The following is a 22,641-nucleotide window of genomic DNA, read 5'->3' as shown; positions in this document are numbered from 1 at the left end:
GCGGGCACTCCTCGTATCTGTCCACCGGTGAGGCAGCTGAGCTGCACAAACGACTCCATTGTCACCCTGCGCCGAGCGCCTGCGGGTCAACCGATCGGATGACCATGCCATCGGCTGTCCCCTCTCTGCGGACCAGCCGGTACGCCGACGCCCGCGCCCCGTCCGCGACGGAGGGTGGAGACACGGCACCGGACCCGAGGCGCGGTGCGGGACACGAGGCGGCCTGCCCGGGCACAACCCACAGAGCGCTGTTCCGGCCGCCCCCCCACGAAGCCCGAACCCGCCCCGGGGCGGACTGCCCGAGACAACCCACGGACGACGAGACGACCGGAGTTCCCAGCCATGCAGCACAAGGCCAAGAAGTTCCTCACCCCCGCCAAGACCGTCTCCTGCGCGGCGGCCCTCGCCCTGGTCGGCGCCGGCACATTCGGCGTGCTCTCCGCCTCGGCCCAGGCCCCGTCGGCCGACGCGGCCACCGCCGCCCCGGCTGCGCCGAAGGCGAGGACCACCACCACCCGGCACCTGAGCGCCGACGCCGCCGCCGACGCGGCGCGGTCCGCACTGGCGGCCGCCGAGCAGGAGGGGCGGCGCGTGACCGTCGCGGTGGTCGACCGCAACGGCAACACGGTCGTCACCCTCCGCGGCGACGGCGCGGGGCCGCAGTCCTACGAGTCGGCGGTCGAAAAGGCGTACACCGCGGTCTCCTGGAACGCCCCCACCTCGAAGCTGACCGAACGGCTGGAGTCCGCCCCGAATCTGAAGGACATTCCCGGCACACTGTTCCTGCCGGGCGGGGTGCCGGTGACCCATCGGGGCACGCCGATCGCCGGTATCGGCGTGGCGGGTGCGCCCTCCGGTGAACTGGACGAGAAGTTCGCCCGCGCCGGTCTCGCCGGAGTCGGCGCACACCGCTGACCCCGTCCCGGTAGACCGAACACCGCCGACTGCACCGGCGGGAGATCCTTCCGTGCCCAGATCCGACTTGCGGCGGCCGTGCGACAGGTCGGGAAGGTGCGAGGGAGATCTTCGGGAGCCGGGTCGCGCCAGCTGGTCGGAGGGCGCTTCTCCCGCGAGGGCCGGGGGAGGAGCGCCCTCGAACTGTCCGCCGGGGTCTGCTCCTCCCGGGGCCCCGGATTGCCGTCGCGCACGCCGGGGCGGTTCGCCTGCGCCCCGGGGCCCGGTGGCCCACACGCCCCCGACAAACACCAAGGGCAGGGCACTGCTGCCTGTTGCCACCAGGCAGCCGACTCCCACAACCGGTTCCAGAGGCGGAGGTGTCCACTATTCGGGCACAAGGATTCCAGAGCTGTACGTGCGTCAACTGACGCTGCAAGTATGTCGGTTGCGGCAACGCGCTGCCGCGGCAGGCGGTAATACGCGGCGACTCTTCAGTCGCTCTGCCCGTAATCACCGGCCCCCCATGTACAGCGAAAGGACGCACGTATGGCGAACAATCGCAGGAGACGGCACACAGGACGGATGCTGGCGCTTTCAGCGGCCGCCCTGGGCGTGGTCGCGGCGGCTGCCGCACCGGCCTCGGCCGAAGAGCAGCCCACCCGGACACAGCTCATAGCCGACTGCGACTCAGGCGCAGGAAAGTGCACATTCAACGAACCCAAGTTGGGCGAGGCATACCTGGGAAGCTTCCATCAGGTCTCCGACTCGCTCTACAACTGCACCACCTCGCCTGCCACTCAGTCGATGACGTGGTCCGACACGGTAGGATCCACCGATTCGGCGGGCGTTTCCGTGACCGCCGGCGGCAAGATAGCAGGCATCATCGACCTCAGCGTGACGGCGACCTACAGCCACACTTGGTCCAGCACACACTCGGAGAGCAGTTCCGTCAATATGACGGTGCGGCCTGGCGAGGTCGGCTGGATCTCCCGGGCGCAGGTGATGCAGAAGGTCTCCGGCACTTGGCAGACCCACTACGACGACCCGAAGTGGGGCCACTACTACTGGTTCGTGCCCGATGTCATCACAGGTCCGGCCCCGAACGGAACAGACGGCCAGAGCAATGCGGTGGTCGTCAAGACCCGGAAGATGACTGACGAGGAGAAGCAGTCATGCTCCAGCCGTTCCAGCAAGGCCAGGGCATTCGTCGCCGAACGCTGATCCGCTGACCGCACCCACGGCTGCCTCGCGGTGCCTCCCGTTACCGTTTTCGCTGTCCTGCAATGTACCCGCGGCCTCGGAACTCCGGCATGGTTTGTCCCGTCGAGCTGACGGCAATTGCCGTTGCTCTTCAGTTGTCGGCCAGGCCGTGTGCTGGTATGCGGGCCGGAGCGGTTGAGACCGGGTGCTCCGGAGCCCGGATGAGACGAGCTCCGAAGAGGCGGCCGGGGTGCTACGGACCGTACGGCGGGCATCCGACGGTGTCCAACGTGTCAGCAACCTCGGCAGGGCCCAGGTCCGGAGCGCTCCGGACCTGGGCCCTGCACCGCCCCGCTGGGACTTCGAGGGCGTGCCTCGAACGCGGCGAAAACTGCATCGAACACCACCGTGCCCGAGCCGGAACCACTGGCCGAGCCCACCGGCCTGGCGGCCCTCGAGGACGAGGTCGCACACCCATGGGGCGTCCTGGACCTCCTGGACGTGCTGCAGAACGCCGACTTCCGCACCGGCTTCACCGAGGAGTTCCCCTCGGTGGCTATTGCCGCATCAGGCAACGTTCGCCCTGTCGACAACGGCGTGTAGGCGTCGGTCGTCGGCATGGCGGGTTCGCCGAATGATGTAGCGGTGGAGCATGCTGCCCTGCTCCTTGTGGCTGGCGTGGTCCATCCCGTCCAGCGCGAAGTAGCGCAGGGCGGCTCCGTCTCCGCACCGCAGCCTCCACGCACCTCTGACCTGTCACCGCCGCTGTCCATGGGCTGCTGAATGTCGTCGGGCCGGCCGGATTACTGGGCACAGGATTGGCTGGGCACGCCTGTCCGGAGGCGCGAGCTGCTGGTGCTCCGCTGGAGCCGGGTGTTGTCGCGCCGCCTCCCGAAAACGCCGTAGAGCTGTGGCGGCATACTTATTGTGAGATCGGGGGGAAGCATGCAAAGAATCTTTACTGGTGTGGCTGTGGTGACGGCCGCTGTTGTGCTGACGGCCTGCGGAAGCGACGGCGGCGACAAGGCGGCGTCGGGGGGCAAGACCGCGCCGGACGCGAAGAAGACGGCAGATGCCGGAGCCCACGGCGGTGAGGTGAGACGCAAAGTCACTCTCGAGGTCCGCGGGAAAGGGGCCTTGTCACAAGTGATCTACTACCAACTCAGCTCCAACGGCTACGAGTCGGGTTCGCTGCCCTGGAAGAAGACCGAGACCCTCACGCTCACCTCTGCCCAGCAGAAGGTCGGGGTCCTGGTGTCCGTCGTCCCGGGATCGGTGGCCGGCCCCGACGGCACACTCAAGCCGGGCGCGTGCGTCATCACCGTCGACGGGAAAGAAGTCGCGGACAATCAGGGCGGCACGTCCGACACGAGCTGCGAGTACAGGGTGCGGTGAACCGCAGGAGCCTCCACCGGCCGGTCCGCGCGCCGGCAGGCGTGCGGACCGGCCGCCCCGGCGGCCCGCACGCCTGAACGTCCTGACCGGACGCAGAAGTATCAGGGGAACACGCGCGCCGACACACCTTCGTCCATGTCGAAGGGCCGTGTGGCCCCTGGGCCCCCAGCAAGGACCATTCGGCAGTGGGCCGCTCGGATGTTCGGTCGGAGCGCGCAGTGATCAGGGTCATGACGTCCAACCCACCGAAAGCGCACGCACGTTCGTCGTCGCAGCTAGTGTTACGCCCTGTACGTCAAGTGAGGAACTTGGGGGATGTGATGAGGGAGTCACAGGAGGCAGGGCGAGGAGCGCTGTACGGCACAGATGCCATCGGTCGCAACAGGGCGGCCGGTCTGGCCGTGCTGGCGGCTGTGGCCGTGTCGCTCACCGGCTGCGGCGACTCAGCGGCCGAGGGGGACAAGAAGGCTGCCGAGCCGGAGGGTGTCGTCACCGAGGCGGAGGCTGCCAAGATCGTCGACCGGTATGTCAGTGTCAACAACCGGGCCAACAAGACGAACGACGGAAAGCTGCTGTCCACCGTCGAGGGCGGAGCCCTCCTTGAGCAGAGCCAGGCCGGCTACAAGGCGGACGCCGACCTCAGCAAGAAGGAACAGGCCGCGTCCGCCGAGCCGTTCTCTTACGTGGACCGCACCTACCTCATTCCCAGGGAAGGCAAGGCCACGTGGTTCGCGGTCAAGACCCGGACCAAGGACAAGGAAGGCACGAGCAAGTACCCGCAGCTGATCGTCTTCGACCGGGACAAGGGCAAGAGCAAGGGGAAGGCGGCGGGCGGGTGGAAGAACGTCGCGAGTGTGTCTCTCGTCGACGACGAGAAGAAGACGGTCCCTCTCGCCAAGGACAAGGACGGTTTTGTCCGCGTCCTGCCCACCGGTTCCGGCGCGGAAGGCAGCAAGGCCAAGGGCGTTGAGGAGTTGTCCACGTCGCTTGCTGACCTCTACACCATCCGTGGCCCCCTCTCCTCCTCCGAGTTCGCCGACACCAAGGCTGCGCGTTCGGTGCACGAGGTCCCGAAGGAGGTGGGGAAAGACCTGGGAAAGAGGGCCACCGCCCAGTTCAAGGAAGGCGAGTCGGAGCACGAGAAGGTCTACACGTTCCGGACCCGCGACAAGGGCACGTACGCCGTCTTCAACACAGCGGTGGACGTGGACCAGCAGGTCATCGCCGACAACCTGGAGATGGTCCCTGCGCCGAACCTGCACCCCTTCGTCGGTAAGAAGCCGAGCAAGGGGTTCTCACTCCACTGGCTGCACCAGTCCTCCGCCGTCCTCCCCGCACACGGCAAACCCCAACTGCTCGACTATGAAGTCGAACTGACCAGTGTCCGCCGCCTGCACCACGCCGCCGGCGCCATATAGCCGCTGCCACCACGCCGCCCCTCCTCCGGCCCCGGTCTGCCCTCTTGGGTCCGGCCGGAGGAGGGACAGCCGGGCTTCCCGAGGAAAGCCGCAGGCGTCGGCTCCCGCTACGGCTCCGTCGACTTCTCGGCCCGTAACGGCGACCACCAGCAAGGCATGGAACCCCTTGGAGAGCTCCCCACGGAAAACGATGGCGCCTCACCCACCCAGTGGCTTGGATGGGCGGATGAACATCCGAGCAGGGGGCAAGCAGGCCGGGGTCGGGGCGATGATCGGGTTGGCGATCGGGGACGCGCTCGGCTTCCCCACCGAATTCAACGACGTTCCGCAGATCCTCGCCAAGTGCGGCCCCTGGCGGGCGATGGAGCTGCCCACACCTGCGATCGTCACGGACGACACGCAGATGACACTTGCCTTGGGCCGGGGGCTGCGTACCGCCAGGGAACGGGGACCGCTCGCACCGGCCCGGGTCGTGCGACCGGTCCGCGAGGAGTACGTCGAATGGTGGCGCTCGCCCGACAACAATCGTGCGCCGGGACGCACCTGCCTGGTGGCGTGTGAGAAGCTCAGTCATCAAGAGCGGCGCTGGCAGCAGGCGAGCCAGACGAGTTCCAAAGGGTGCGGTGCGAACATGCGGGTGGCGCCGGTCGGTCTGCTGCCGGGCTTGCCGGAAGAGGCGCGGTCGGGAGTGGCGCAGTTGCAGGCCGCGCTCACGCACGGGCACCCAACAGCCCTGGCCGCCGGCGATCTCACGGCACACGCCGTACACCTGCTCGCGCACGGGACGCGGCCGGGCGAGCTCGTCGCCCTCGGGCTGCTCTGGGATGCGAGCTGAGGCCCTGAGCCCCCGGAGTGTCCCAACGTGCCCAGACGGGAGGGTTCGCTCCTGCGGTACGCGACGAGGCGGCGGGGTCAGCTCTCGTGGATCGCAAACAACTCCAGGTGGCCGCACTGGTGGCACCGGTAGGCGTCGATCTGCCGGTTCGGCCGGCCCATGCGCTTGGCGTTGCCGAATATCCCTCGCTCCAGGTGGCCCGCGATCCAGCGCGCATATCCCCGCGTGTTCTGGCCGGAGTCCGAGACGAAGCCCGGCCCCGGATCGGCCGCGCCGCAGTGGGTGCACGTGATGTTCTGCATCTGGTGGTCGTAGTAGGGAACGGTGTGATGGGGTTCGGTGCCCCCGACGCTCGGAGTCCTGCCTCTCTGGCAGTCCTGCTGAGCTCTGGGCGGGCCAGGACAGGCCGCGACGGTACCGCCCGGGGGTTTCCCCTCGGGCCCGTAGGGGGCGGTGACCTCGGCTTTCGCGCCGGAAGCCACGTATTTCGAGACGATGACGCCGTGGGCGCCGCTGGCTGAAGCTGCGCATGGCGGCTTCTTGAACCAGGTCCAGGGAGCTGAGCGGTGTCGACGGCTCGGACAGTGCGGGGAAGGGTCGGGGACATGCCGACATGATGCCAAGAAGCTTCCGCGGAGCCGAGAGGTCAGATGGGCGGGATGCGATCTGCCGACGGGCAGCTCGCCAGAATTCCTCGAACTCCTCGGAGGCGAGTTGTTCGGGATCGTGGCCTTCCCATTCCGAGACGGGCAGCCCGGCCGTGATCCCGAACCTGCTGTCGTAGTCCTCGAGGCGGCCCGCTTCGTGGGCCTGCTGCCATTCGGCGAGGGAGGCGGCTGCGATAGGTGTCAGCTCAGGCCCTTGGAGTTCGACTTGCCTGGTTACCCAGCCATCCACGCCGACCTCGAAGTGGAACCAGACGTCTTCCTCGTCCCAGTAGCAGCGCATCCATGTGGTCACTTGGGCATGATGCCGGGCCGGATGCGCCGCGCTACTTCGCTTGATCTCATGGCTGAGCGACAAATCCTGCGGATCGCTCGAGCTGGAAAGGGGATCCGTGCCGGGTGGGATCCCAGCCTTGAGCCCGTGCCTCTCGAATGCCGGCAGCAACGTGAGCGGGACGAATCGGCTCCGTCTCGACGCCCACCCAGTTGCTGGGGTGGGCCTGGCCGTTGGTGACGATCAGGGTCGTGCCCGGCCGGCCGCTTCGACCGCGTAGGTCATCGGTGTCCAGCAGAGGCCCTGCATGTAGGAGGGCTTTCTGCGGATCCGCCAGCGGTACTCGATCCCGTCAACGGTTATGAGCCGGGAGCCCTTCTTGTTCAGCGTCATCACCTCCTCCGCTGTTGGACTCTAGTGCCGTGCAACAGGTCCGTCTCAGGCGGAACCTCCCGGGCTGCCGGGCAGCACGCCGAAACCAGGGTGCCGTTCAGGCTGTGGTCACCATAGTGTCCCAGGCGAAGGGCGGTTGCAGTGGAGATCGCGGTGCAGTGGATCATGACGTCCTGGACTGAAGCATTCCAGGGGCGGTGAGGCTGCTGCCCGCAGGAATTCAGCGCCGACGGGGGTCCTGGTGCCACCGGTATCGGCGAGGGCAACGCGCGGCTTGTGGCAGAGCTTGCTGACCCGGCCCGCGCCGGGGTGGAGATCGCTCAGGCCGAGGGCCTCGAGCGCAGCGGATACCACTGCCGGTAGTAGGCCGGGATGCCCTCGCGCAGGGCAGGGAAGGTGGCGGTCGTGCCGAACTGCTCCACTCATGGGTCCGGTCGTCTCATTGGTGCGCAACTCGCAGGCCACCGGGGGTTCGTGCGTGTCCATGCCGACCACGAGGGCGGACAGGAGACGCACGGCGGCGGTGCCGATCCGGTGCCGGGGGGGGGGTGTCGAAGCCCGTCGGGACGGGCTGCCGAGCAGGGCGAGGGAGACGTCGTCCGGGCAGTCAAGACCGGCCCCGCGCACAGCGGCATCGAGCGCCCGTCAGGCGGCCCCGGTGTCGGTCTCCTCCGCGACGAAGGTCGTCACGCCGTCCGCCACGAGGTCCCGGATGTGCTGTCCGGTGAGTTCGGCGGCAGGGTCCGTGCAGCGCAGCACCGCCTCGTGGTGCTCGATGTCGGCCTGCGCCAGCCCGTCCAGGAAGCCCTGCTGGCGGTCGGTGGAGGCGGGCGCGTCGTCGTTCTCGCGCACCAGCACGATGCGGCGGTGCCCTTGGCTGCAGGTGGCCGACGATGTCGCGGCTGGCACTTGACGTAGTCGGCGCCGACCCAGGCCAGCCCTTCGAGTTCTTCCCTGCGCCCCGGGTGGACCACCGGGAAGCCGTCGGCCACCGACCCGCTTGAGTTCAGCACGCGGCACGCGGTACGTGGCGGCCGCGGAGAGGCAGCCGTCGGCCAGGCGGACCCGGAAGGCGGATGAGGTTGTCGATCGTGGTCACTGGAGAAAGCTGCCGATGCCGAAAGGAATCGGGCATATGAGCCAAGGGTGACGCCCCCCCGTTTGGCCGGTCAGGTCCCTTCCCCGCTGTCAGACTCCTGAGGTGAACGCCCGGTGGGGCGTGGTTGTGGGCGACGATACGAAATGGGCGTCACCGAGCACGATAGGGCCGACCGTGCCGTTCGGGGTGAGTCGGAGCCGGGTGTGACGGACCACGGCGTCAATCGCGCACGCACGGCGACGGGGGGCCGGCCGGTGGGGCGACAGTACGGCGATGAGCAGCGGCGGGCCGACGGGTCGGCGCATTCGGTGCCGCGGCACGTGGCCTGCGTGATGGACGGCAACGGCCGTTGGGCTCAGCGGCGTTCGCTTCCCCGAACGGCGGGCCATAGGGCTGCGGAGATCACCGTCATCGACATTATCGAGGCGGCCCGGGCGGCCGGAGTCGAGTGGCTCAGCCTGTACGCGTTCTCCACCGAGAACTGGAACCGGCCCGGCACCGAGGTCGACTACCTGATGCGTTTGGTCCGCCAGGTTGTGCGCAAGCATGCGCCACTGCTGCTCGCCCGTGGCATCCGCTGCCGCTTCCTGGGGGCCGCAGATCCGCGCATCCCCCGCGAACTGGCCCAGGACTTCGACGATCTGGCGACGCTGACCGCCGACAACCAGAGGATGACGCTCACCGTCGCCTTCGACCACGGGGGACGCCGAGACATCGTTGAGGCCACCAGGTCGCTGATCCGCAGCGGGACACTCGCCGATGATGTGACCGAGCGGCTCTTCGCGGACCACCTGCCGTTCCCCGACACCCCCGACGTCGACCTCGTGATCCGCACCTCCGGCGAGCAGCGCATCTCCAACTTCATGCTCTGGCAGGTCGCCTACGCCGAGTGGGTCTTCCCCGAAGCGCACTGGCCGGACTTCCGGGCCCCTGACTTCCTCGCCTGCCTGCACACCTACCGGCGCCGTGACCGCCGCTTCGGCGGCGTGCCGCCCCAGACGAACGGAGACCCGTCATGACGACTGGAACCACGGGAACGACCCACGAGGCACCCCTGTTCGGCCCGGAATCGCAGTTCCGCGCCTTCTTCGACGACCCGCGTTGGGCACTGGCCATCATCCGCGCCACCGTGCTGGAGGCCGCCCACCCGCAGATCGGCGCCGCCCTCGCCGACAACTCCACCTTCGTCGCCCACCCCTGGCGCCGGCTGCGCAACACCTTCCTCAGCATGCGGCGCATGCTCGACGCCGACCCAGCGGTACGCGAACGGGAGGCCGCCCGGCTCAACAGGCTGCACGCCCGCATGAGCGGCTCCGACTCCCGCGGCCGCGCCTACGACGCCATGGACCGCGCGACCCGCGCCTGGGTCGTGGCTACCCTCTACGAAAGCGCCGTCACCATGTGCCGGCTGAGCGGTCAGCCGCTCGACCAGGACACCATGGAGCGCCTGTACGCCGAGTACCGGGCCTTCCTCGCCGCACTCGACGGCGACGCCGGGGAACTCCCCGAGGACCTGAACGACTTCTGGCGGTACTTCGACAGGGTCGTCGAGGACGAACTGGAGAACACCGAGGCAGCCCGAGTCATCCTCTACCGGCTCTTCGACCACCTGCCCGCCCCGGCACTGCTGGACTGCGCGCCGACGCTGTGGGCGACGGGCCGGGCCGTCGTCGGTCCGCTCCTCGGTTCGATCACCGTCGCCTCGCTTCCCCAGCCCTACCGGCGCAGGGCCGGCCTGCCCGAGATGCCTGGCGCCACGGCCCTCATGCAGGGCGCCTACCTCGCCGCCGGGCTCACCCGTATCCTGCCCGAGGGCTGGATCAATACCGAAACCATCATCGAAGCCCTCTCCCTCTCGCCCGACAGCGACGACCCCCGCGCCCGCACCGTGAGCGCACTGCGCGCCCGTATGAAGCGGGCATCGGCCCTGCTCCGCCTCCTCACACCATCGAGCGGTGGCACCGGCCCCGACTCGGAACCGGCCGCCTCGACGACCACGGGAGAGGGCCGCCGCTCGGCCGAGGAGTTCTTCCGTCAGGTGCTGGACCAGACCGGCGACGGCCACCTCGCCTGGCCCGACCTCGCGGCCATGGCGCGCGAACTGGCCACCCGCCTTGACCTGGACGAACCCGAGGAGACCCGGCTCTACGACGCCTTCGCCGCCTGGTGGCGCGAGCTCCAAGCCGCCCTCGACACGGACGGCGACGGCCGGGTCAGCGCCGACGAGTACGCCGCCGCCGTACCCTCCCTCGCCGGTCCCGCGCTCATCCGCGTCGCCGAGGTGCTCTTCGACGCCACCGACAAGGACGGCAACGGGACCATCGACGCGGACGAGCACCGGGCGCTCTTCCGCACCGCCTTCCACCGCGACCTCACCACCACCGACGACACCTACGGCCGCAGTGCCTTCGTGGGCGACTTCCTTTCCTTCATGTCAGGCCTCCGCAGGAACACTCCGTATGACCCCCTTCTCGCCGACGCCTAACGAACTCGCGCATATGGGGGCCACGGCTGCACCATTTGTACCCACATCCGGAGGTGCAGCTCAGGCGGCCGCGAAAATTCCTCACGCGGCAGGATCTCCGGAGCGCGCGATCGTCGTCCACTGAGATGGCTGGGCCTGGCTGTGACTGCACACGGCCCGGCCACTGCACAGGACGAGGCCCGGGGTGGCTCTGTTGATGACGAGGGGCAGTGAGGGTTTTTCATCCTGCCTCTGAGCTGGCCTGCTGGGGAGTGAGGACAGGCTGGCCGGGGCGGTGATGCGGGTGGTGGAGCATCGCAGCTTTCATCCGGGCCGCCGCTTCGGCCGAACAGGGCTGGTGGGACGGCATCCTGCCCGACTGCTGGCTGCTGATCGAATGGCCCGAAGAGGCCGGGACTCCCACCGGCCACTGGCTCTCCAGCCTGCCGGCCGACGCCCCGATCGCCGACCTGGTCCGTCTGGCCAAGGTCCGCTGGCGCATCGAGCACGACTACCGCGAACTCAAGCACGGTCTGGGTCTGGATCACTTCGAGGGCCGGGGGTGGCGCGGCCGGCACCACCACGTCACCCTCGTCACCGCCGACCCAGGCATTCCTCACCCCCAGGCGGCTCGACCCAAAAGTCCGCACGTCGGCCTGACGCTCTACCAGGTCCTGGACCTCCTCCAAGACCTGCTGAAGGGCTGGACCGGCACTTGCACCACCTGCAACCGCCCCCTGCCCTGCAACCGAGCCAGACGCAGAACCTGACGAAGCACTACTATTCATCGCCGACCGCGGCTTCTGGTCGGTCGAGTTCACTCACGTCTTCACCGCGGCGGGCGTGGATCTGCTGGTCAGGCTCCAGTCCAACCACCTCGGCACCGTCCAGGAAGACCTTCCGGACGGCTCATGCCTGTCGATGGCGCGGCTGGGAAAGGACGTCCGGCTCCGAGCGGCGCGAGAGGGTCGGACGCTGCCCAAACACGTGATCTACCGGGTCATCACCTTTGCGGAGGGCGACAAGGTCGCCACCCTGGGCACGACGCTGCTGGACCCCGGCAGTATCCGGCCGCCGAGCTGATCGCGCTCCACCGGGAACGCTGGGAGATCGAGTTCGCCTTCGGCGAGATCAAGAACCACCTCGGGCCAGGAGGCCCGATCAGGTCACGGACACCGGAGGGCGTCCGGCAGGAACTGTGGGCCTACCTCGCGGTCCACCACGCGATCCGCCAGTTCGCCCACACAGCCGCACTTGCCCGGCCAGCCGTGGACACCGACCGTGTCTCCTGCCTGAAGTGCGTCGGCATCGTCCGCCGCAGCATCCCGTCCCAGCTCGGAGCGACCGCCACCAAGCTCACCCGTTCCTTCACCGAGGCCGGTCGGGAGGCACGTGCAGGCCTCCTGCCGGCCCGGCGCGGGCGGGACTCTCCACGCGCGGTCAAGAAGCCGAACCGTTGGCCCGTGCTGAGGACCCGCGCCAGACGCGGCACGGTCCAGCCCGGCCGTCGGGCGCACAACCAGACCTCGAAGCCGAAGAGCAACCGTAGGGCTGGGCAGTCAGTTCTCAAGAGAACGCAAGCCCCCGACGCCACCTCAGCCGGTTCCAGCCGTCTCTCGGCGTAGCGGGCACGCTTACGACGGGATCCGACCTCCCGTGCGAGCGAGAAGGCTGCAACAGGTGCGAGGACTGTGAGCACGGGATACACCAGAACACCCCCGATAGCAGTCTGTCCGGCGAACACGCACGTGCCGTCGTCACACAGTACTCTGTGAGAGTCTCCCACTGACATGCCCTCACCTCCCTCCTTGAGGCGGCTCTCTTCAACCGTGCGCCCGTCGTCGGAGGTGAACGTTCCAGTGCAGACAGTGGTAGGACCACCACGCCCACTGCTTTGTGTTTCGCAGGCCGTAGCCACGAATCGCCCCGGCCCTCCGTCAAAGCCAAGGCCGATCCTGGCTTCTTCCCATGCATCCAGGCTCGCCAGCACTCCGCCCCCCATGGCGAACGCCGCGACCAGGACGATCAGCGTCCGCAGAGCCCACTTCGTTCCTCTTGCCAGCTTCCTCCCGCCCATGCGTCACACCCTGTCAGGGCAGGCTTCAGCGGTCTTTGCCCTGCACTGGCAACAAGAACCGCTGCTTCATGCTGCGACCGGTGCAGGGCCGGCCTCATGGAAGGCCAGCCAGCGCAGCAGGGAGACAGCACCTGAGCCGAGCTCGATTCTTTGGCGCCCCTTCCGGCTCGGCGCGGTGAGTATTCGCTGACCTGCGGAAGCTGAGGCGACAGCAGCGCGGCCCAGGTGTGGTGACAGTCCAGATCACCGAATCCACCTGTACTGCCACACCTTGAACTTCTCCCAACCTGGCCTGGCCTGGCCTGGCGTGTGCGTAGGTGTGCCGCGCGGGGGTGGGGTGTGCGTCATCCCGTGGGTCGCTCTGAGCCTTCCCCCGCCCTCGACCCTGTGGCCAGGGGGCCGTCCGCTTTCCTGCAAGCAGCTCGCAGGGGGACGTGACGTGACCTCGGGGTTCCCGATGCGGCTCTCACTGCGGTGGATCGGTGCATGATCGGGGCGATGGTGCGGGGGCTCGGGTTGGGGCCGGCCGTCGTACGGGACCTGCGCGATCTGCGCACCCTGCTCCTCGGCACCCGTCCGGAACCGTGCCGCCCGCCGCGCTGTCCTGCGGCGGGCAGCAGCCGGGACGGCCCTCCGCGTCTACCGAGCCTCGGACCGCAGGAGACCCGGCCCCGGCTCCTTGCTCGGAGCCGGGGTGGGCGACGGGGTCGGGGTCAGCGTTTGTCGACGTGTGTGCGTTCGAAGGTGGTGGCGGCGGATTCCAGGCGCCACTGGGCGACTGCCTTCGGACTGGCGGCCAGGAGCCGGCCGCAGGCGCCGCCGGGCCTGCCGCTGCCTGGGCGTTCCTTCGCGCAGGCCGATGTGGGCCGGTACCCGTCGCGCGTCGGGTTGCCGCGCCACAGGCTGCGGCCGGGCAGGAAGGCGTATTCCAGCGAGGCCCGCGCCAGGTCTTTGAGTTCGGGGTAGCGCAGCCGGTAGGTGGTGGACGCGTACTGGAACTGGTGACTGATGTCGGTGCGGGAGATGCCCGGGTCGTCGGTGGCCAGGACGACCGGCACGCCGTAGGCGCGGTAGGTGTTGAACGGGTGGTCGTCCCCCTTCACGCCGAGGATCTGTGCGTTGCTGGTGAGGGGCACCTCGACGGCCGTCTCCCGGCGGGCCATGGTGCGGGCCAGCTGCTGCCAGTTGTCCTCGTGGACGAGGTCGACGCCGTGGCCGATGCGCTCGGCCTTCGCCACGTTCACCGCCTCGCCGATGTGGAAGGACAGGTCCTCCGGCTTGACCAGCCCGGGCCACAGCTCCCCGGCGTGCAGGGTGATGTGGGCCTTCGGGTACTGCTTGCCCAGGTAGCTCAGCATCCGCATCTGGAGCCGGTAGTTGCGCAGCGCGCTCTGGCCGTCCTCGGGCTGGACGAGGTTGACGGCGACGAACCGCGGGTCGCGCTCGGCCAGCCGCAGGCCGAGCGCGATCTGGGTGAAGACGCGCTCGGGTGAACTGCCGCGGGAGACCTGCGAGATCCACCGGACGGGCAGCCGGCAGGCGCGGCGGGGGTGTGCGGTGTCGCAGCGTGCCTCGCTGCGGAACTCGGCGTTTGTACGGTCGGCGTCCTTCCGGGCCTGTGCCACCAGCCGGTCCAGCTTGCCTCCGGCGAGGAGCTTGCGATGCATCCGCGTCGGGTCCGGGTCCCAGCCGACCTCTTCGGCGAGCTTCTTCGCGCCGTCGGAGGCAGGGGTCGCCATCGTCTCCAGGTAGGACTGGTTCTGCTGGGCCGCATGCTCGGCGACCTCCGCGAGGAGCTTGCCCGGATGCCGCCACGTCACCTCGCCGAACTTGCCGAAGGCGGCGAAGAAGTGATCATGCCCGGACTCGCCCTGCGGGAAGTCCTCCATGGACCAGGCCCGCACCAGCTCCTTGTGGAACGCCTTGTCCGTGCGCGCGTCGGCGGCTGGGCGGGCACCGTCCTTGCACGGCGACTGCACCGCGGTCATCGTCTTCATCTCGATGCACAGACCGTCCTGCGCGGCCAGCTCGATGAGGTACTCGGTCGTGACGGCGCCGGAGAGGTGGTTGTGCAGGTCGCCGCCCTTGGGCAGCTTCCGGAAGAAGTCCCCAAGTCGGCCGGGATCGTTGCGGACGGATTCCAGATAGGCGGCGGTGCGCGCCTCGGCGGGCGTGGCAGGTGGCCGGACGGCGGGCCCGGCGGAGCGACCGGCCTTGTCGGACCGGCCCTCGTCGGATTGAGCGGCGGCTGGCAGCGCGGTGAGCGCGGTCAGCAGACAGAGTGCGGCGGCGCCGCTCGGGTACAGCACCCGACGGCGGCCGATACGGGATCGATGAGTCACCTCAACATGATCAAAGGGCCGGGCTCAGGTGTGACCGCGATCGCGGGGGCGCCACTCGAACGTGGGATTGTCCCTAAGCGGCGAGGTGGGCGGCTGTGGGGAAGCCGCTGCCGTCGCCCACGTCGATGAGGATCCGGGCTCCGGTCCTGACGCCGATGCCGGGCATGGACGTCAGGACCCGGGAAAGAGGGTGGGCCTCCAGGAGTTCCTCGATCCTGGTGGCCAGCAGTTTCCGCTGGTCGAGCACGTTCTGGAGCGAGCCGGCCAGGCTCGGGACGATGAGTGCGGCCGCGTCGGTGCCGGGAACGACAACGGTCTGTTCGTCGAGCGCGGTGAAGATGTCCTCGACGAGTCGTTCGGCCATGCGCGGGGCTTTGGGGTGCATGAGGCTGATGAGCCGCCGACGGCCGGCCTTGCGGATCTGGGCCGGGGAACCGAACCGGTCGAGCAGGGTGAGGACGGCCGGGTGCTGGATGCGCGGGCCCAGGACGCGCTCGAGGTGCGGGTGGATCTGGGTGAGCAGGCCGCGGAGGCGGTTGCTGATCCTGGTCGCCTCGCCGGCGAGGTCGTCGTCGAAGCCCACGACCATCTCCAGCTCGGCGACCGCCTCGTCCTCGAGGGCGATCGCGCGGAGGGTGTGAGGCATGGAACGGGCGGCGTCCGCGATGACGAAAGCGTCGCGGGCGTCGGTCTTGGCCTCGCCGGGGTAGAGGTCGGCGATCCTCCGCATCGTCAGTCCGGGAAGGTAGGCGACCTCGCAGCCCACGTCGCGGGCGACCGCGAGGGGCAGGGCCCCGATGGAGGCCGGCTGGTCGACGGCCACGAGCACGGTGCCGTGCTTCGCGGTCAGCTTGCCGAAAACCTCACGGAGTTTGGGTTCGCTGTTGGGCAGCCGCCGGTCGAACGCCTTCTTCCCAGCCGGGGTGACGGCGGTGGCGTGGTGTTCGCCCTTGCCGACGTCCAGGCCCAGGAAGACACCGATGTCGCTGATATCGATCACGTGCAGTCTCCGTCGTCCTCGCCCGGCCTTGGCACGGCACCGATCGCCACATCCACATTACGAAGAGCCTCCCGACCTGCGAAGAAGCCGGTGGTCATGTCCCTAATCAGCGGTCTGTCGATGCCTCCGGAGCTGGTGACACCACCCCCCGGGCCATACGTTCGACAGGGGGACACAGTCATGCCAGCTCCAGAGGCCGGGAGCCCCGTTGCGGGGCCACGAAAAAGGTAATGGGGGCGGCTTCGGTGCCGTGTTCGAGGCGGAGAACACTGCTGGCGAGAAAGCTGCGGTGAAGCTTGTGCCCAAGGCGCCGGGCACCGAGCGCGAGATGCTGTTCACCAACCTGGACGGCGTCCGCAATGTGGTGCCGGTCATCGACAGTGGCGAGCACGAAGACCAGTGGGTGCTGGTGATGCCTCGCGCCGAGAAGTCCCTGCGCGACCACCTCCAGGAGCACGGTCGACTGCCTCTCAACGAGGCGGTCACGGTCTTGTCAGACGCTGCCGAAGCGCTCGCCGACCTCAAGGACCGCGAGATCGTCCACCGCGACCTCAAGCCGGAGAACATCCTGCTGCTTGGTGGCCGCTGGTGCCTCGCTGACTTCGGGATCGCCCGCTACGCCGAAGCCACCACCGCGCAGCGCACCTTCAAACTCGCGGGCACTCTCGCGTACATGGCTCCCGAGCGCTGGAACAATCAGCGGGCCACCAGCGCCAGCGACATCTACGCCCTGGGCATTCTGTCGTACGAGCTCCTGGAAGGCGCCCCGCCCTTCACGGGACCGTACGAGCACGACTACCAAGATCAGCACCTGCACGGAGTCGTGCCGCCCCTCACCACCGCTCCGCCCCTCCTGGCGGCGCTGATCACCGAGTGCCTCTTCCGGGCCCCGCAGGGGCGCCCGGCGGCCGGCAACGTGCTCGCCCGGCTGGGCCAGATTCCCGCGGCCCCGCTCTCCGGCGGGCTGGTCGCGCTCGCACAGGCAAACCAGGACGCGGTCGCGCGCCAAGCCGAAGCTGACCGCCAGGCTTCGGCGCACGCCACCGAGGCTGACCGCCGCAAAGCCCTGCTCGAGGCCGCCACGACCTCCTTCTCCTTCATCACCAACGCTCTCCTCACGTCCCTCACGAACGCCGCCCCCAGCGCGGAGGTCCGTAAGGGAAACCTGGGCGGCTGGACCGTCCGGATCAACGACGCCCAACTGACGCTGTCCGGACCGAGGGAGAACACAGAGGTCTGGAGCACCCCCTCGACGCCAGCGCCCTTCGACGTCATCGCGTCCGCGGCCCTCTCCCTGAAAGTCCCCGTCAACCATCACGGATACGAGGGCCGCAGCCACTCCCTCTGGTACGCCGACGCGGAGACGCAAGACCAGTACCAGTGGTTCGAGACCGCCTTCATGGACACCCCGCTGCGCCCCGCTAGGAAGACCGTGGAACCCTTTGCGCTCGCCCCTAACCACGAATCACTCGGTGCCCTCGGCCCGGCGATGATGATGCAGCAGGTTGCCTGGCCCTTCACCCCGCTCGTGATCGGGGACCTAGACGAGTTCATCAGCCGGTGGGCAGACTGGCTTGCCAAGGCAGCGGCTGGCCGGCTCGCCCACCCCAGCAGGATGCCCGAACGCGACCCTCAGGGCTCTTGGAGGCGGTAACCACACGGGGCAGTAGATGTCGCGGTCTCGTGCTCACCCGTACGGGACCTGAAGCCGCGCCAGCCACTCGGACGCCACCGTGTCCGTGGCCTTCTGCTTTCCCGCACCCGTTCGCGTGCGGTCATCACGCCGCTCTTTCCACTCCCGCCCAGCCGAGTCCGAGGCCTGCGAGCTTGTCGGCGGTCAGCTTGCTGCGGCGGCTCTTGCTGTTGGACAGCCTCACCCTGAGCTTGACCTCCGACCCGTCCGGCAAACCTCTACATGTCCCCTGAGGGGCCGCCGTAGATCTGGTGCGGGCCCTTGTTACTGGGTCAGGGGCTCCACGCCTTTTCGAAGGCGCTCACGGGCGCCGTCGTGGGGGATCTGGCCTGTAGGAGCGCGATGGCGCGCGATCAAGAACCGTTGAGCTGGAAAAGCGAAGTGGTCGCTGGCACGCGCTGTGCCGCCGAGCGGAGAGCCACGGCACATGCAGACCGATGCGCCCAAACGTCTCCGCGTTAGACTGGTTCTCCCAAGTGGTGCTTACAGGTGTCCTCTCAGCTTGATCTCTCAACTTTGCCCTCTCAAGCACCCGCTGGCACATCCGCTCGCGATGGGGCTGAACTGTTTGATTCGACCCGAGTCTTCCGTCTAACTTCGAGGACATGAAGACGACACCACTCGCCAAGCAGGACATGCAGATGATGAAGGCGTCCGGCCGGGACGACCGAGCCGCCATCCTCAAGCGGTCGATCCGTGCCAACGTGCCCCTGCGCAAGACGTTCGTGCAGGCGCCGAGAGGCTCAGCAACCCGGCACGGGCCGCTCAGCGAGTTCGTGACCGGTCGGGACCTGCGGGCCCTCAAGGCGTACCTGATGATCGTGGCGGCCTGCAGCAACGGAACCGACGGTTGGTCCACCCGGCACGACAGCGCGGTGTGGGCCCGACTCATGGACATCCAGGAGACCGCGACCGACCAGTCCGCCCGTACCGGCGCCTGGCGTGCCCTGCAGCGACTGCAGAAGCGCAAGCTCATCACCTGCACGCGGGCCGGCGCCCTCATCACCGTGACCCTCCTGCGCGAAGACGGCAGCGGTGACGCGTACCACCGGCCTCGTGGCGACTCCGAAGAGGACCTCTACCTCCAGATCCCGGCCACCTTCTGGACCAAGGGCCACGACGAGCAGGTCGACCTGCCCGCGCTCGCCCTCCTCCTGGTCGTCATGCGAGAGAAGAACTGGTCCAGGTTCCCCTCGGAAAAGGCCCCCGACTGGTACGGCTGGTCCGCCGACACCCACGAGCGCGGGCTGAAAAAGCTGCTCAAGCTCGGCCTCATCCAGCGGCGGAAGCACTACACCAAGGCACCGCTGACACCGAGCGGTTACACGATGACCTACCAGTACCAGCGCGCCCCGATCATGCGACCGCGCAAGAACAGGCAGACCGCGTCCTCTGCCCCCTCGTCTTCCAGTTCGAAGAAGAATACGGCAGCCACCGGCACCTAGGCCGGGGAATATGCCCTCCGTCCGTCCGGGGCGCGCCTCGGCCCGTCCACCACCGCGTGGAGCCGAAGACGGAAACCCGATCCCCGGCTGCAGGGCGTGCACCCTCCTCAGAACTCCAGCACCAGACTCCTGACACCCCCCGGGGGCGTCCGAACTTCCCAAGGGGGACTCTTCATGTCTACGCTTGTCCTGCTGGTCGGCCTGCTCCTCGTGCTGGTCGGCCTGATGTTGTTCGGCGGTCTCGCCTACCTGGCACACTGCCACCCGACCTGGGCCGTGCCGATCGGCGTCGGTCTGACCGGACTGACACTAATGACCGCCGCAGTCACCGTCATCACCACTCGATGACCGGACGTCGTGTGTGGTCGGGGCACCGGGGAGCCCCGACCACACACGAAACCGCAGTCGTCCGCGTTGAGCTTCGGCGGCAGGCGATGCCGTCCGGACTTCACATTCCGAGTCCCACTACGCGGCCCATTCGAGTCCGTGGTTGGCGAGTGTGGTGAGTTTGCCGGCGGACAGTTTGGTCCGGCGGGTCTTGTGGTTGGACAGGAACACCCCGAGCTTGACCTCAGTCCCGTCCGGCAACACTTCTACGTGACCCCTGGGGACTGTCACAGAGCCCGTGCGGGCCTTGTACTGCGCCAGCGCCGCAACGCCCCTCTCGAAGGCACTCATGGGCTTCGTGGACGACTCCGCGGACACCTCCGACTCCACCGCGGCCGGGGCATGCGGGGTGACGCCGACGGCCTCCAGGCGCTCGCGCTGCCCCTGCGCCAAGGCGGCCCACACCTCGGGCTTCCGCTGCCGGGCCAGCCACCTGCCGATGTCCATGCCGTGCACGGTGACGCCAGGGAGCACGAGCAGCGAGGGGCCACCGCCCTGCTCCCGGCACTCCTCGCGTACGAGTTCCCGCAGCGCGGCGAAGTGCCGCTGCCAGTCGGCCGGCCATGACGGGTTCCAGTCCGGGTCGATCTCCTCAAGTGCTGCCTCCCATTCGGGACGTCCGTCCAGGGCGCCGGGGCGGCGGAGGTTGGACAGCCACTGCCCGACCGGCTTGTCCAGCGCGGCCACGGACCGGGGCGCGCACAGCGTCCAGTGCTCCCGGTAGTACACCCGGGCCGCCGCCAGGTTCTCCTGGAACCGCGCATCAGCCGCCGACCAGGCCATGCCCAGCTCCTCCAGCCGCGCCGCCCGCCGCCCGTTCATCTGCCCGGCCCCATAGGCGCGCCGCTGCTCCGCGACCCAGGTACCCAGCGGGAACGCGCCCTCCTTGTGCTCGTACGGAACCCGGCCATGACCCTCACGTTCCACGTACTCCTTGAGCTTCGCCCAGCCGCGTGCCCAGTCCTGCCGCTCGGTGTCGATCACGTTGAAGGACACCCAGTCCGCGACCATCACCGGATCCCTGGGAGCGGCGAAGCGCAGCAGCAGGCGGGATTCTTCCCCGTCATCACCGGACGCGGAACCGATGGATTCCGAGGGCTGAGCGACGTCCTTCTGAGGCTCCTGCGGAATCGCCAGCAATTCCACGGCTTCCTCATCGTGAGCCCGCAGACCCTCAAGAACCTTCACCAGCGGCTTATACGAACCAGAGGTGAACATATCCTCCGGCGATTCATCGGGCTGGAGGAATACCGGCACGATCAGAGAAGCGAGTTTTCCTTCACCGGGCTTCTGGCGCAGCGCGCGGCCGATGGCCTGGACGATGTCGTGCGGGGCGCCCTTGGGGTCCAGGAGCGCCACGGAGTCCACGGCGCGGATGTCCACGCCCTCGCCCAGGACGCGGCAGTTGGAGAGCACGGCCCGCCGGGCGGTGGCCCCGAACGTGGCCAGGACCTCCCGCCGGCGCTCGGGAACGTGCTCGCCGCACAGCCAGTCCGCCCAGACCGCGGCCGGGTACTTCTCGGGCTCGCCTGCGTGCAGCTTGGCCGCCACGCGCTGAAGGCCCTCCGCGTACGCCTCGGCCTCTATGGTCCGGTGGTGGAAGGTGATGCAGGTCTGGAGGTTGTGCTGCTCCATCGTGTGCAGCAGCGCGGCCTGGAGCGCCCCGAGGCGCTGCCCGCGGACCTTCTCGGTGTGCCGCTCCTCGCCCATCAGCCGCTCGGGCGTCACGACCGGGTCCTGGAGCTCCAGGACGATGATCTGGTACCGCGCCAGCAGCTTCCGTGACACCGCCGACGCCAGCGAGAGCTTGTACAGGACCGGCCCGAAGACCTTCTCGTCGTCCATCGAGGCCGCCATCTCGCGCGGCAGCGGATCCCGCACCCCCTCGGCGACCTCGCGGTTCAGGCGCTCCTCCCAGATCCGGGGCGTCGCCGTCAGGTACAGCCGGCGGTGCGCCGGGATCTTCGTCTGGTCGTGGATGTCCGCCCACGCCTTACCCATCGAGCCCGACGTCCTGTGCGCCTCATCGACCACCGCCAGGTCCACGGGCGCGAGCTTCTGCCCGTAGGCGCCCTCGAAGGCTTCCACGAGCACGCCCAGCGAGGCGTAGGTGGCGTAGATGGTCACCGGCCCGGCGCTGTGCCACAGGGCCAGCTGCACGGGGTTCGTGGTGGACCGCACCCCCAGGTGGAACAGCTCCGGGTCGTCCAGGGGCGAGCACACCATGACGGCTGGCCCCTTGTGCCCGCTCCACGCCTTCACGGTCTGCGCCAGGAGATCCAGGGTCGGCACCACCACGAGAATGCGGCCCTTGGGCACGATCCGCTTTGCGGAGGCGGCCGCGATGATGGTCTTTCCCGTCCCGCACGCGGCGTGCACCTGCCCGCGCAGACCATTCCAAGGAATGCCGCCCGGCGGGATATCGAGGCCGCGCACGATGGCGGCTACGGCCTCAATCTGGTGTTCACGCAGTTTCACGGCCATTCCCGTGTTCTCCTTTTCGCGGAATGCGACGCGTAATAGGAATGAGAGTCCAACGCGGTGACTGGCGGGCCGGGGTGGTGGTGTCTGGTCCCAGACTCTACACACCTGACACCCGTGATGCATCACCCACATGACAGCTTCCCCATGTAGGCTGATACTTGGCCAAATATCGCCCCGCACGCACGGTTCATAGAGTATGCTGGCGGGGAGTATTCGTGAACGTGAGCGGCCGGTTTCGAGGGTAGGGGAGTGGTCAGGGCGGAGCGCAGCGGAGCCCGTCACTGCGGTGGGGCCGGCACCCGATCGGGCCGACGGTCCGTCACCCTCATTGCAGGGGTGGTGGCTGGGAACCCCAAGCCCTACACAGTCCCGCGCGTGATGCACCTCCCCTCGCAGCCAGCCTCAGGAGTCCCGCCTGCGGGACTCCTCGCAATTCGCGCTTGCGCGAATTGCCTCACTTCCTGAATTCCGCTTGCGGAATTCCATTCCGGCGCCTGCGCCGGAATTCGCATTGCGCTTGCGCAATGCGTTTCTCTATGCCCCGGCTTGCCGGGGCATATCCCGCTCCGCGGG

General features: G+C 68.5%; 16 protein-coding genes and 7 pseudogenes. 14 read left to right on the top strand and 9 right to left on the bottom strand.

The window, feature by feature from the left end:
- The first annotated feature begins 342 nt into the window (after positions 1-342).
- From ACFYNS_RS21895 to ACFYNS_RS21885, 3 genes are all read left to right on the top strand, one after another.
- Entirely contained in the window at positions 343-915 is a 573-nt protein-coding gene (locus ACFYNS_RS21895; protein ID WP_388604632.1) for a heme-binding protein, read from the top strand.
- A 528-nt stretch (positions 916-1,443) separates the two neighbouring features.
- Positions 1,444-2,118 carry a hypothetical protein gene (locus tag ACFYNS_RS21890; protein ID WP_360290632.1) on the top strand — a complete coding sequence of 225 codons (675 nt, stop codon included), beginning with the start codon at positions 1,444-1,446 and terminating at the stop codon, positions 2,116-2,118.
- Between the two features lie 387 nt (positions 2,119-2,505).
- Positions 2,506-2,700, top strand: a complete 195-nt coding sequence (locus ACFYNS_RS21885) for a hypothetical protein (protein ID WP_360290635.1) — start codon at positions 2,506-2,508, stop codon at positions 2,698-2,700.
- Here ACFYNS_RS21885 and ACFYNS_RS21880 read toward each other — a convergent pair.
- Positions 2,665-2,811 (bottom strand): annotated as a pseudogene (locus ACFYNS_RS21880) (IS630 family transposase); the annotation flags it as partial. The gene ACFYNS_RS21885 and the pseudogene ACFYNS_RS21880 overlap by 36 nt on opposite strands.
- Before the next feature lie 252 nt (positions 2,812-3,063).
- Here ACFYNS_RS21880 and ACFYNS_RS21875 point away from each other — a divergent pair.
- The 3 genes and pseudogenes from ACFYNS_RS21875 to ACFYNS_RS21865 all read left to right on the top strand — a co-directional run.
- Positions 3,064-3,492: a hypothetical protein gene (locus ACFYNS_RS21875; protein WP_360290638.1), complete on the top strand. Its 429-nt coding sequence runs from the start codon at positions 3,064-3,066 to the stop codon at positions 3,490-3,492.
- A 320-nt stretch (positions 3,493-3,812) separates the two neighbouring features.
- Positions 3,813-4,910, top strand: coding sequence for a hypothetical protein (locus tag ACFYNS_RS21870; protein WP_360290641.1), 1,098 nt, complete (start codon positions 3,813-3,815; stop codon positions 4,908-4,910).
- Positions 4,911-5,136: 226 nt separating this feature from the next.
- Positions 5,137-5,721 (top strand): annotated as a pseudogene (locus ACFYNS_RS21865) (ADP-ribosylglycohydrolase family protein); the annotation flags it as partial.
- A gap of 101 nt (positions 5,722-5,822) precedes the next feature.
- Here the strand turns inward: ACFYNS_RS21865 and ACFYNS_RS21860 are convergent.
- The 5 genes and pseudogenes from ACFYNS_RS21860 to ACFYNS_RS21840 form a co-directional block, all read right to left on the bottom strand.
- The gene (locus ACFYNS_RS21860) at positions 5,823-6,047 is read right to left on the bottom strand and encodes a hypothetical protein (protein WP_360290644.1); all 225 of its coding nucleotides are present in this window, start codon (positions 6,045-6,047) and stop codon (positions 5,823-5,825) included.
- A gap of 346 nt (positions 6,048-6,393) precedes the next feature.
- A pseudogene (locus ACFYNS_RS21855) lies at positions 6,394-6,693 on the bottom strand (hypothetical protein); the annotation flags it as partial.
- A gap of 234 nt (positions 6,694-6,927) precedes the next feature.
- Positions 6,928-7,077, bottom strand: coding sequence for a hypothetical protein (locus ACFYNS_RS21850; protein WP_360290647.1), 150 nt, complete (start codon positions 7,075-7,077; stop codon positions 6,928-6,930).
- A 255-nt stretch (positions 7,078-7,332) separates the two neighbouring features.
- Positions 7,333-7,499 (bottom strand): annotated as a pseudogene (locus ACFYNS_RS21845) (FAD-dependent oxidoreductase); the annotation flags it as partial.
- A gap of 1 nt (position 7,500) precedes the next feature.
- Positions 7,501-8,145: pseudogene (locus tag ACFYNS_RS21840) on the bottom strand (substrate-binding domain-containing protein); the annotation flags it as partial.
- 285 nt (positions 8,146-8,430) lie between these two features.
- On the opposite strand from ACFYNS_RS21840, the gene uppS reads away from it, so the two are divergent.
- The 5 genes and pseudogenes from uppS (at position 8,431) to ACFYNS_RS21815 (ending at position 12,265) form a co-directional block, all read left to right on the top strand.
- Positions 8,431-9,195, top strand: coding sequence for a polyprenyl diphosphate synthase (gene uppS, locus ACFYNS_RS21835; RefSeq protein WP_388604629.1), 765 nt, complete (start codon positions 8,431-8,433; stop codon positions 9,193-9,195).
- Positions 9,192-10,661 carry an oxygenase MpaB family protein gene (locus ACFYNS_RS21830; protein ID WP_388604627.1) on the top strand — a complete coding sequence of 490 codons (1,470 nt, stop codon included), beginning with the start codon at positions 9,192-9,194 and terminating at the stop codon, positions 10,659-10,661. Before uppS ends, ACFYNS_RS21830 begins: the two co-directional genes overlap by 4 nt.
- A gap of 335 nt (positions 10,662-10,996) precedes the next feature.
- Positions 10,997-11,300, top strand: a pseudogene (locus ACFYNS_RS21825) (transposase); the annotation flags it as partial.
- A gap of 183 nt (positions 11,301-11,483) precedes the next feature.
- Positions 11,484-11,723 carry a hypothetical protein gene (locus ACFYNS_RS21820; RefSeq protein WP_388604743.1) on the top strand — a complete coding sequence of 80 codons (240 nt, stop codon included), beginning with the start codon at positions 11,484-11,486 and terminating at the stop codon, positions 11,721-11,723.
- Complete coding sequence (locus ACFYNS_RS21815; protein WP_388604735.1) at positions 11,720-12,265, top strand: hypothetical protein; 546 nt, start codon at positions 11,720-11,722, stop codon at positions 12,263-12,265. The genes ACFYNS_RS21820 and ACFYNS_RS21815 overlap by 4 nt, the downstream gene beginning before the upstream one ends.
- Positions 12,266-13,430: 1,165 nt before the next feature.
- Here ACFYNS_RS21815 and ACFYNS_RS21810 read toward each other — a convergent pair.
- Both ACFYNS_RS21810 and ACFYNS_RS21805 read right to left on the bottom strand, forming a co-directional pair.
- Positions 13,431-15,059, bottom strand: a complete 1,629-nt coding sequence (locus ACFYNS_RS21810) for an adenosine deaminase (protein ID WP_388604626.1) — start codon at positions 15,057-15,059, stop codon at positions 13,431-13,433.
- Positions 15,060-15,135: 76 nt separating this feature from the next.
- Positions 15,136-16,059, bottom strand: a pseudogene (locus ACFYNS_RS21805) (IS110 family transposase); the annotation flags it as partial.
- Between the two features lie 208 nt (positions 16,060-16,267).
- Between ACFYNS_RS21805 and ACFYNS_RS21800 the strand changes: the two are divergent.
- The 3 genes from ACFYNS_RS21800 to ACFYNS_RS21790 all read left to right on the top strand — a co-directional run bounded on the left by ACFYNS_RS21800 (position 16,268) and on the right by ACFYNS_RS21790 (position 19,545).
- Positions 16,268-17,713, top strand: a complete 1,446-nt coding sequence (locus tag ACFYNS_RS21800) for a serine/threonine-protein kinase (protein WP_388604624.1) — start codon at positions 16,268-16,270, stop codon at positions 17,711-17,713.
- Between the two features lie 644 nt (positions 17,714-18,357).
- Positions 18,358-19,197: a hypothetical protein gene (locus ACFYNS_RS21795; RefSeq protein WP_388604622.1), complete on the top strand. Its 840-nt coding sequence runs from the start codon at positions 18,358-18,360 to the stop codon at positions 19,195-19,197.
- A gap of 174 nt (positions 19,198-19,371) precedes the next feature.
- Positions 19,372-19,545: a hypothetical protein gene (locus ACFYNS_RS21790; protein ID WP_388604620.1), complete on the top strand. Its 174-nt coding sequence runs from the start codon at positions 19,372-19,374 to the stop codon at positions 19,543-19,545.
- Between the two features lie 117 nt (positions 19,546-19,662).
- Here the strand turns inward: ACFYNS_RS21790 and ACFYNS_RS21785 are convergent, their stop codons facing one another.
- Positions 19,663-22,068, bottom strand: a complete 2,406-nt coding sequence (locus ACFYNS_RS21785; RefSeq protein ID WP_388604618.1) for a Helicase associated domain protein — start codon at positions 22,066-22,068, stop codon at positions 19,663-19,665.
- Positions 22,069-22,641: the final 573 nt, after the last annotated feature.

It is taken from the genome of Streptomyces sp. NPDC006925 (assembly GCF_042869575.1).
In the GTDB taxonomy this organism is placed as follows: Bacteria; Actinomycetota; Actinomycetes; order Streptomycetales; family Streptomycetaceae; genus Streptomyces.
This window is presented reverse-complemented; position numbering and strand designations above follow the sequence as displayed.

Excerpts from the sequence above, each read along its gene's own strand:
- ACFYNS_RS21850 (WP_360290647.1), bottom strand. The coding sequence starts at position 7,077 with ATGACGCTGAACAAGAAGGGCTCCCGGCTCATAACCGTTGACGGGATC.
- ACFYNS_RS21790 (WP_388604620.1), top strand. The coding sequence starts at position 19,372 with ATGTCTACGCTTGTCCTGCTGGTCGGCCTGCTCCTCGTGCTGGTCGGC.
- ACFYNS_RS21890 (WP_360290632.1), top strand. The coding sequence starts at position 1,444 with ATGGCGAACAATCGCAGGAGACGGCACACAGGACGGATGCTGGCGCTT.
- ACFYNS_RS21895 (WP_388604632.1), top strand. The coding sequence starts at position 343 with ATGCAGCACAAGGCCAAGAAGTTCCTCACCCCCGCCAAGACCGTCTCC.
- ACFYNS_RS21860 (WP_360290644.1), bottom strand. The coding sequence starts at position 6,047 with ATGCAGAACATCACGTGCACCCACTGCGGCGCGGCCGATCCGGGGCCG.
- ACFYNS_RS21870 (WP_360290641.1), top strand. The coding sequence starts at position 3,813 with ATGAGGGAGTCACAGGAGGCAGGGCGAGGAGCGCTGTACGGCACAGAT.
- ACFYNS_RS21785 (WP_388604618.1), bottom strand. The coding sequence starts at position 22,068 with ATGGCCGTGAAACTGCGTGAACACCAGATTGAGGCCGTAGCCGCCATC.
- ACFYNS_RS21795 (WP_388604622.1), top strand. The coding sequence starts at position 18,358 with ATGAAGACGACACCACTCGCCAAGCAGGACATGCAGATGATGAAGGCG.
- ACFYNS_RS21830 (WP_388604627.1), top strand. The coding sequence starts at position 9,192 with ATGACGACTGGAACCACGGGAACGACCCACGAGGCACCCCTGTTCGGC.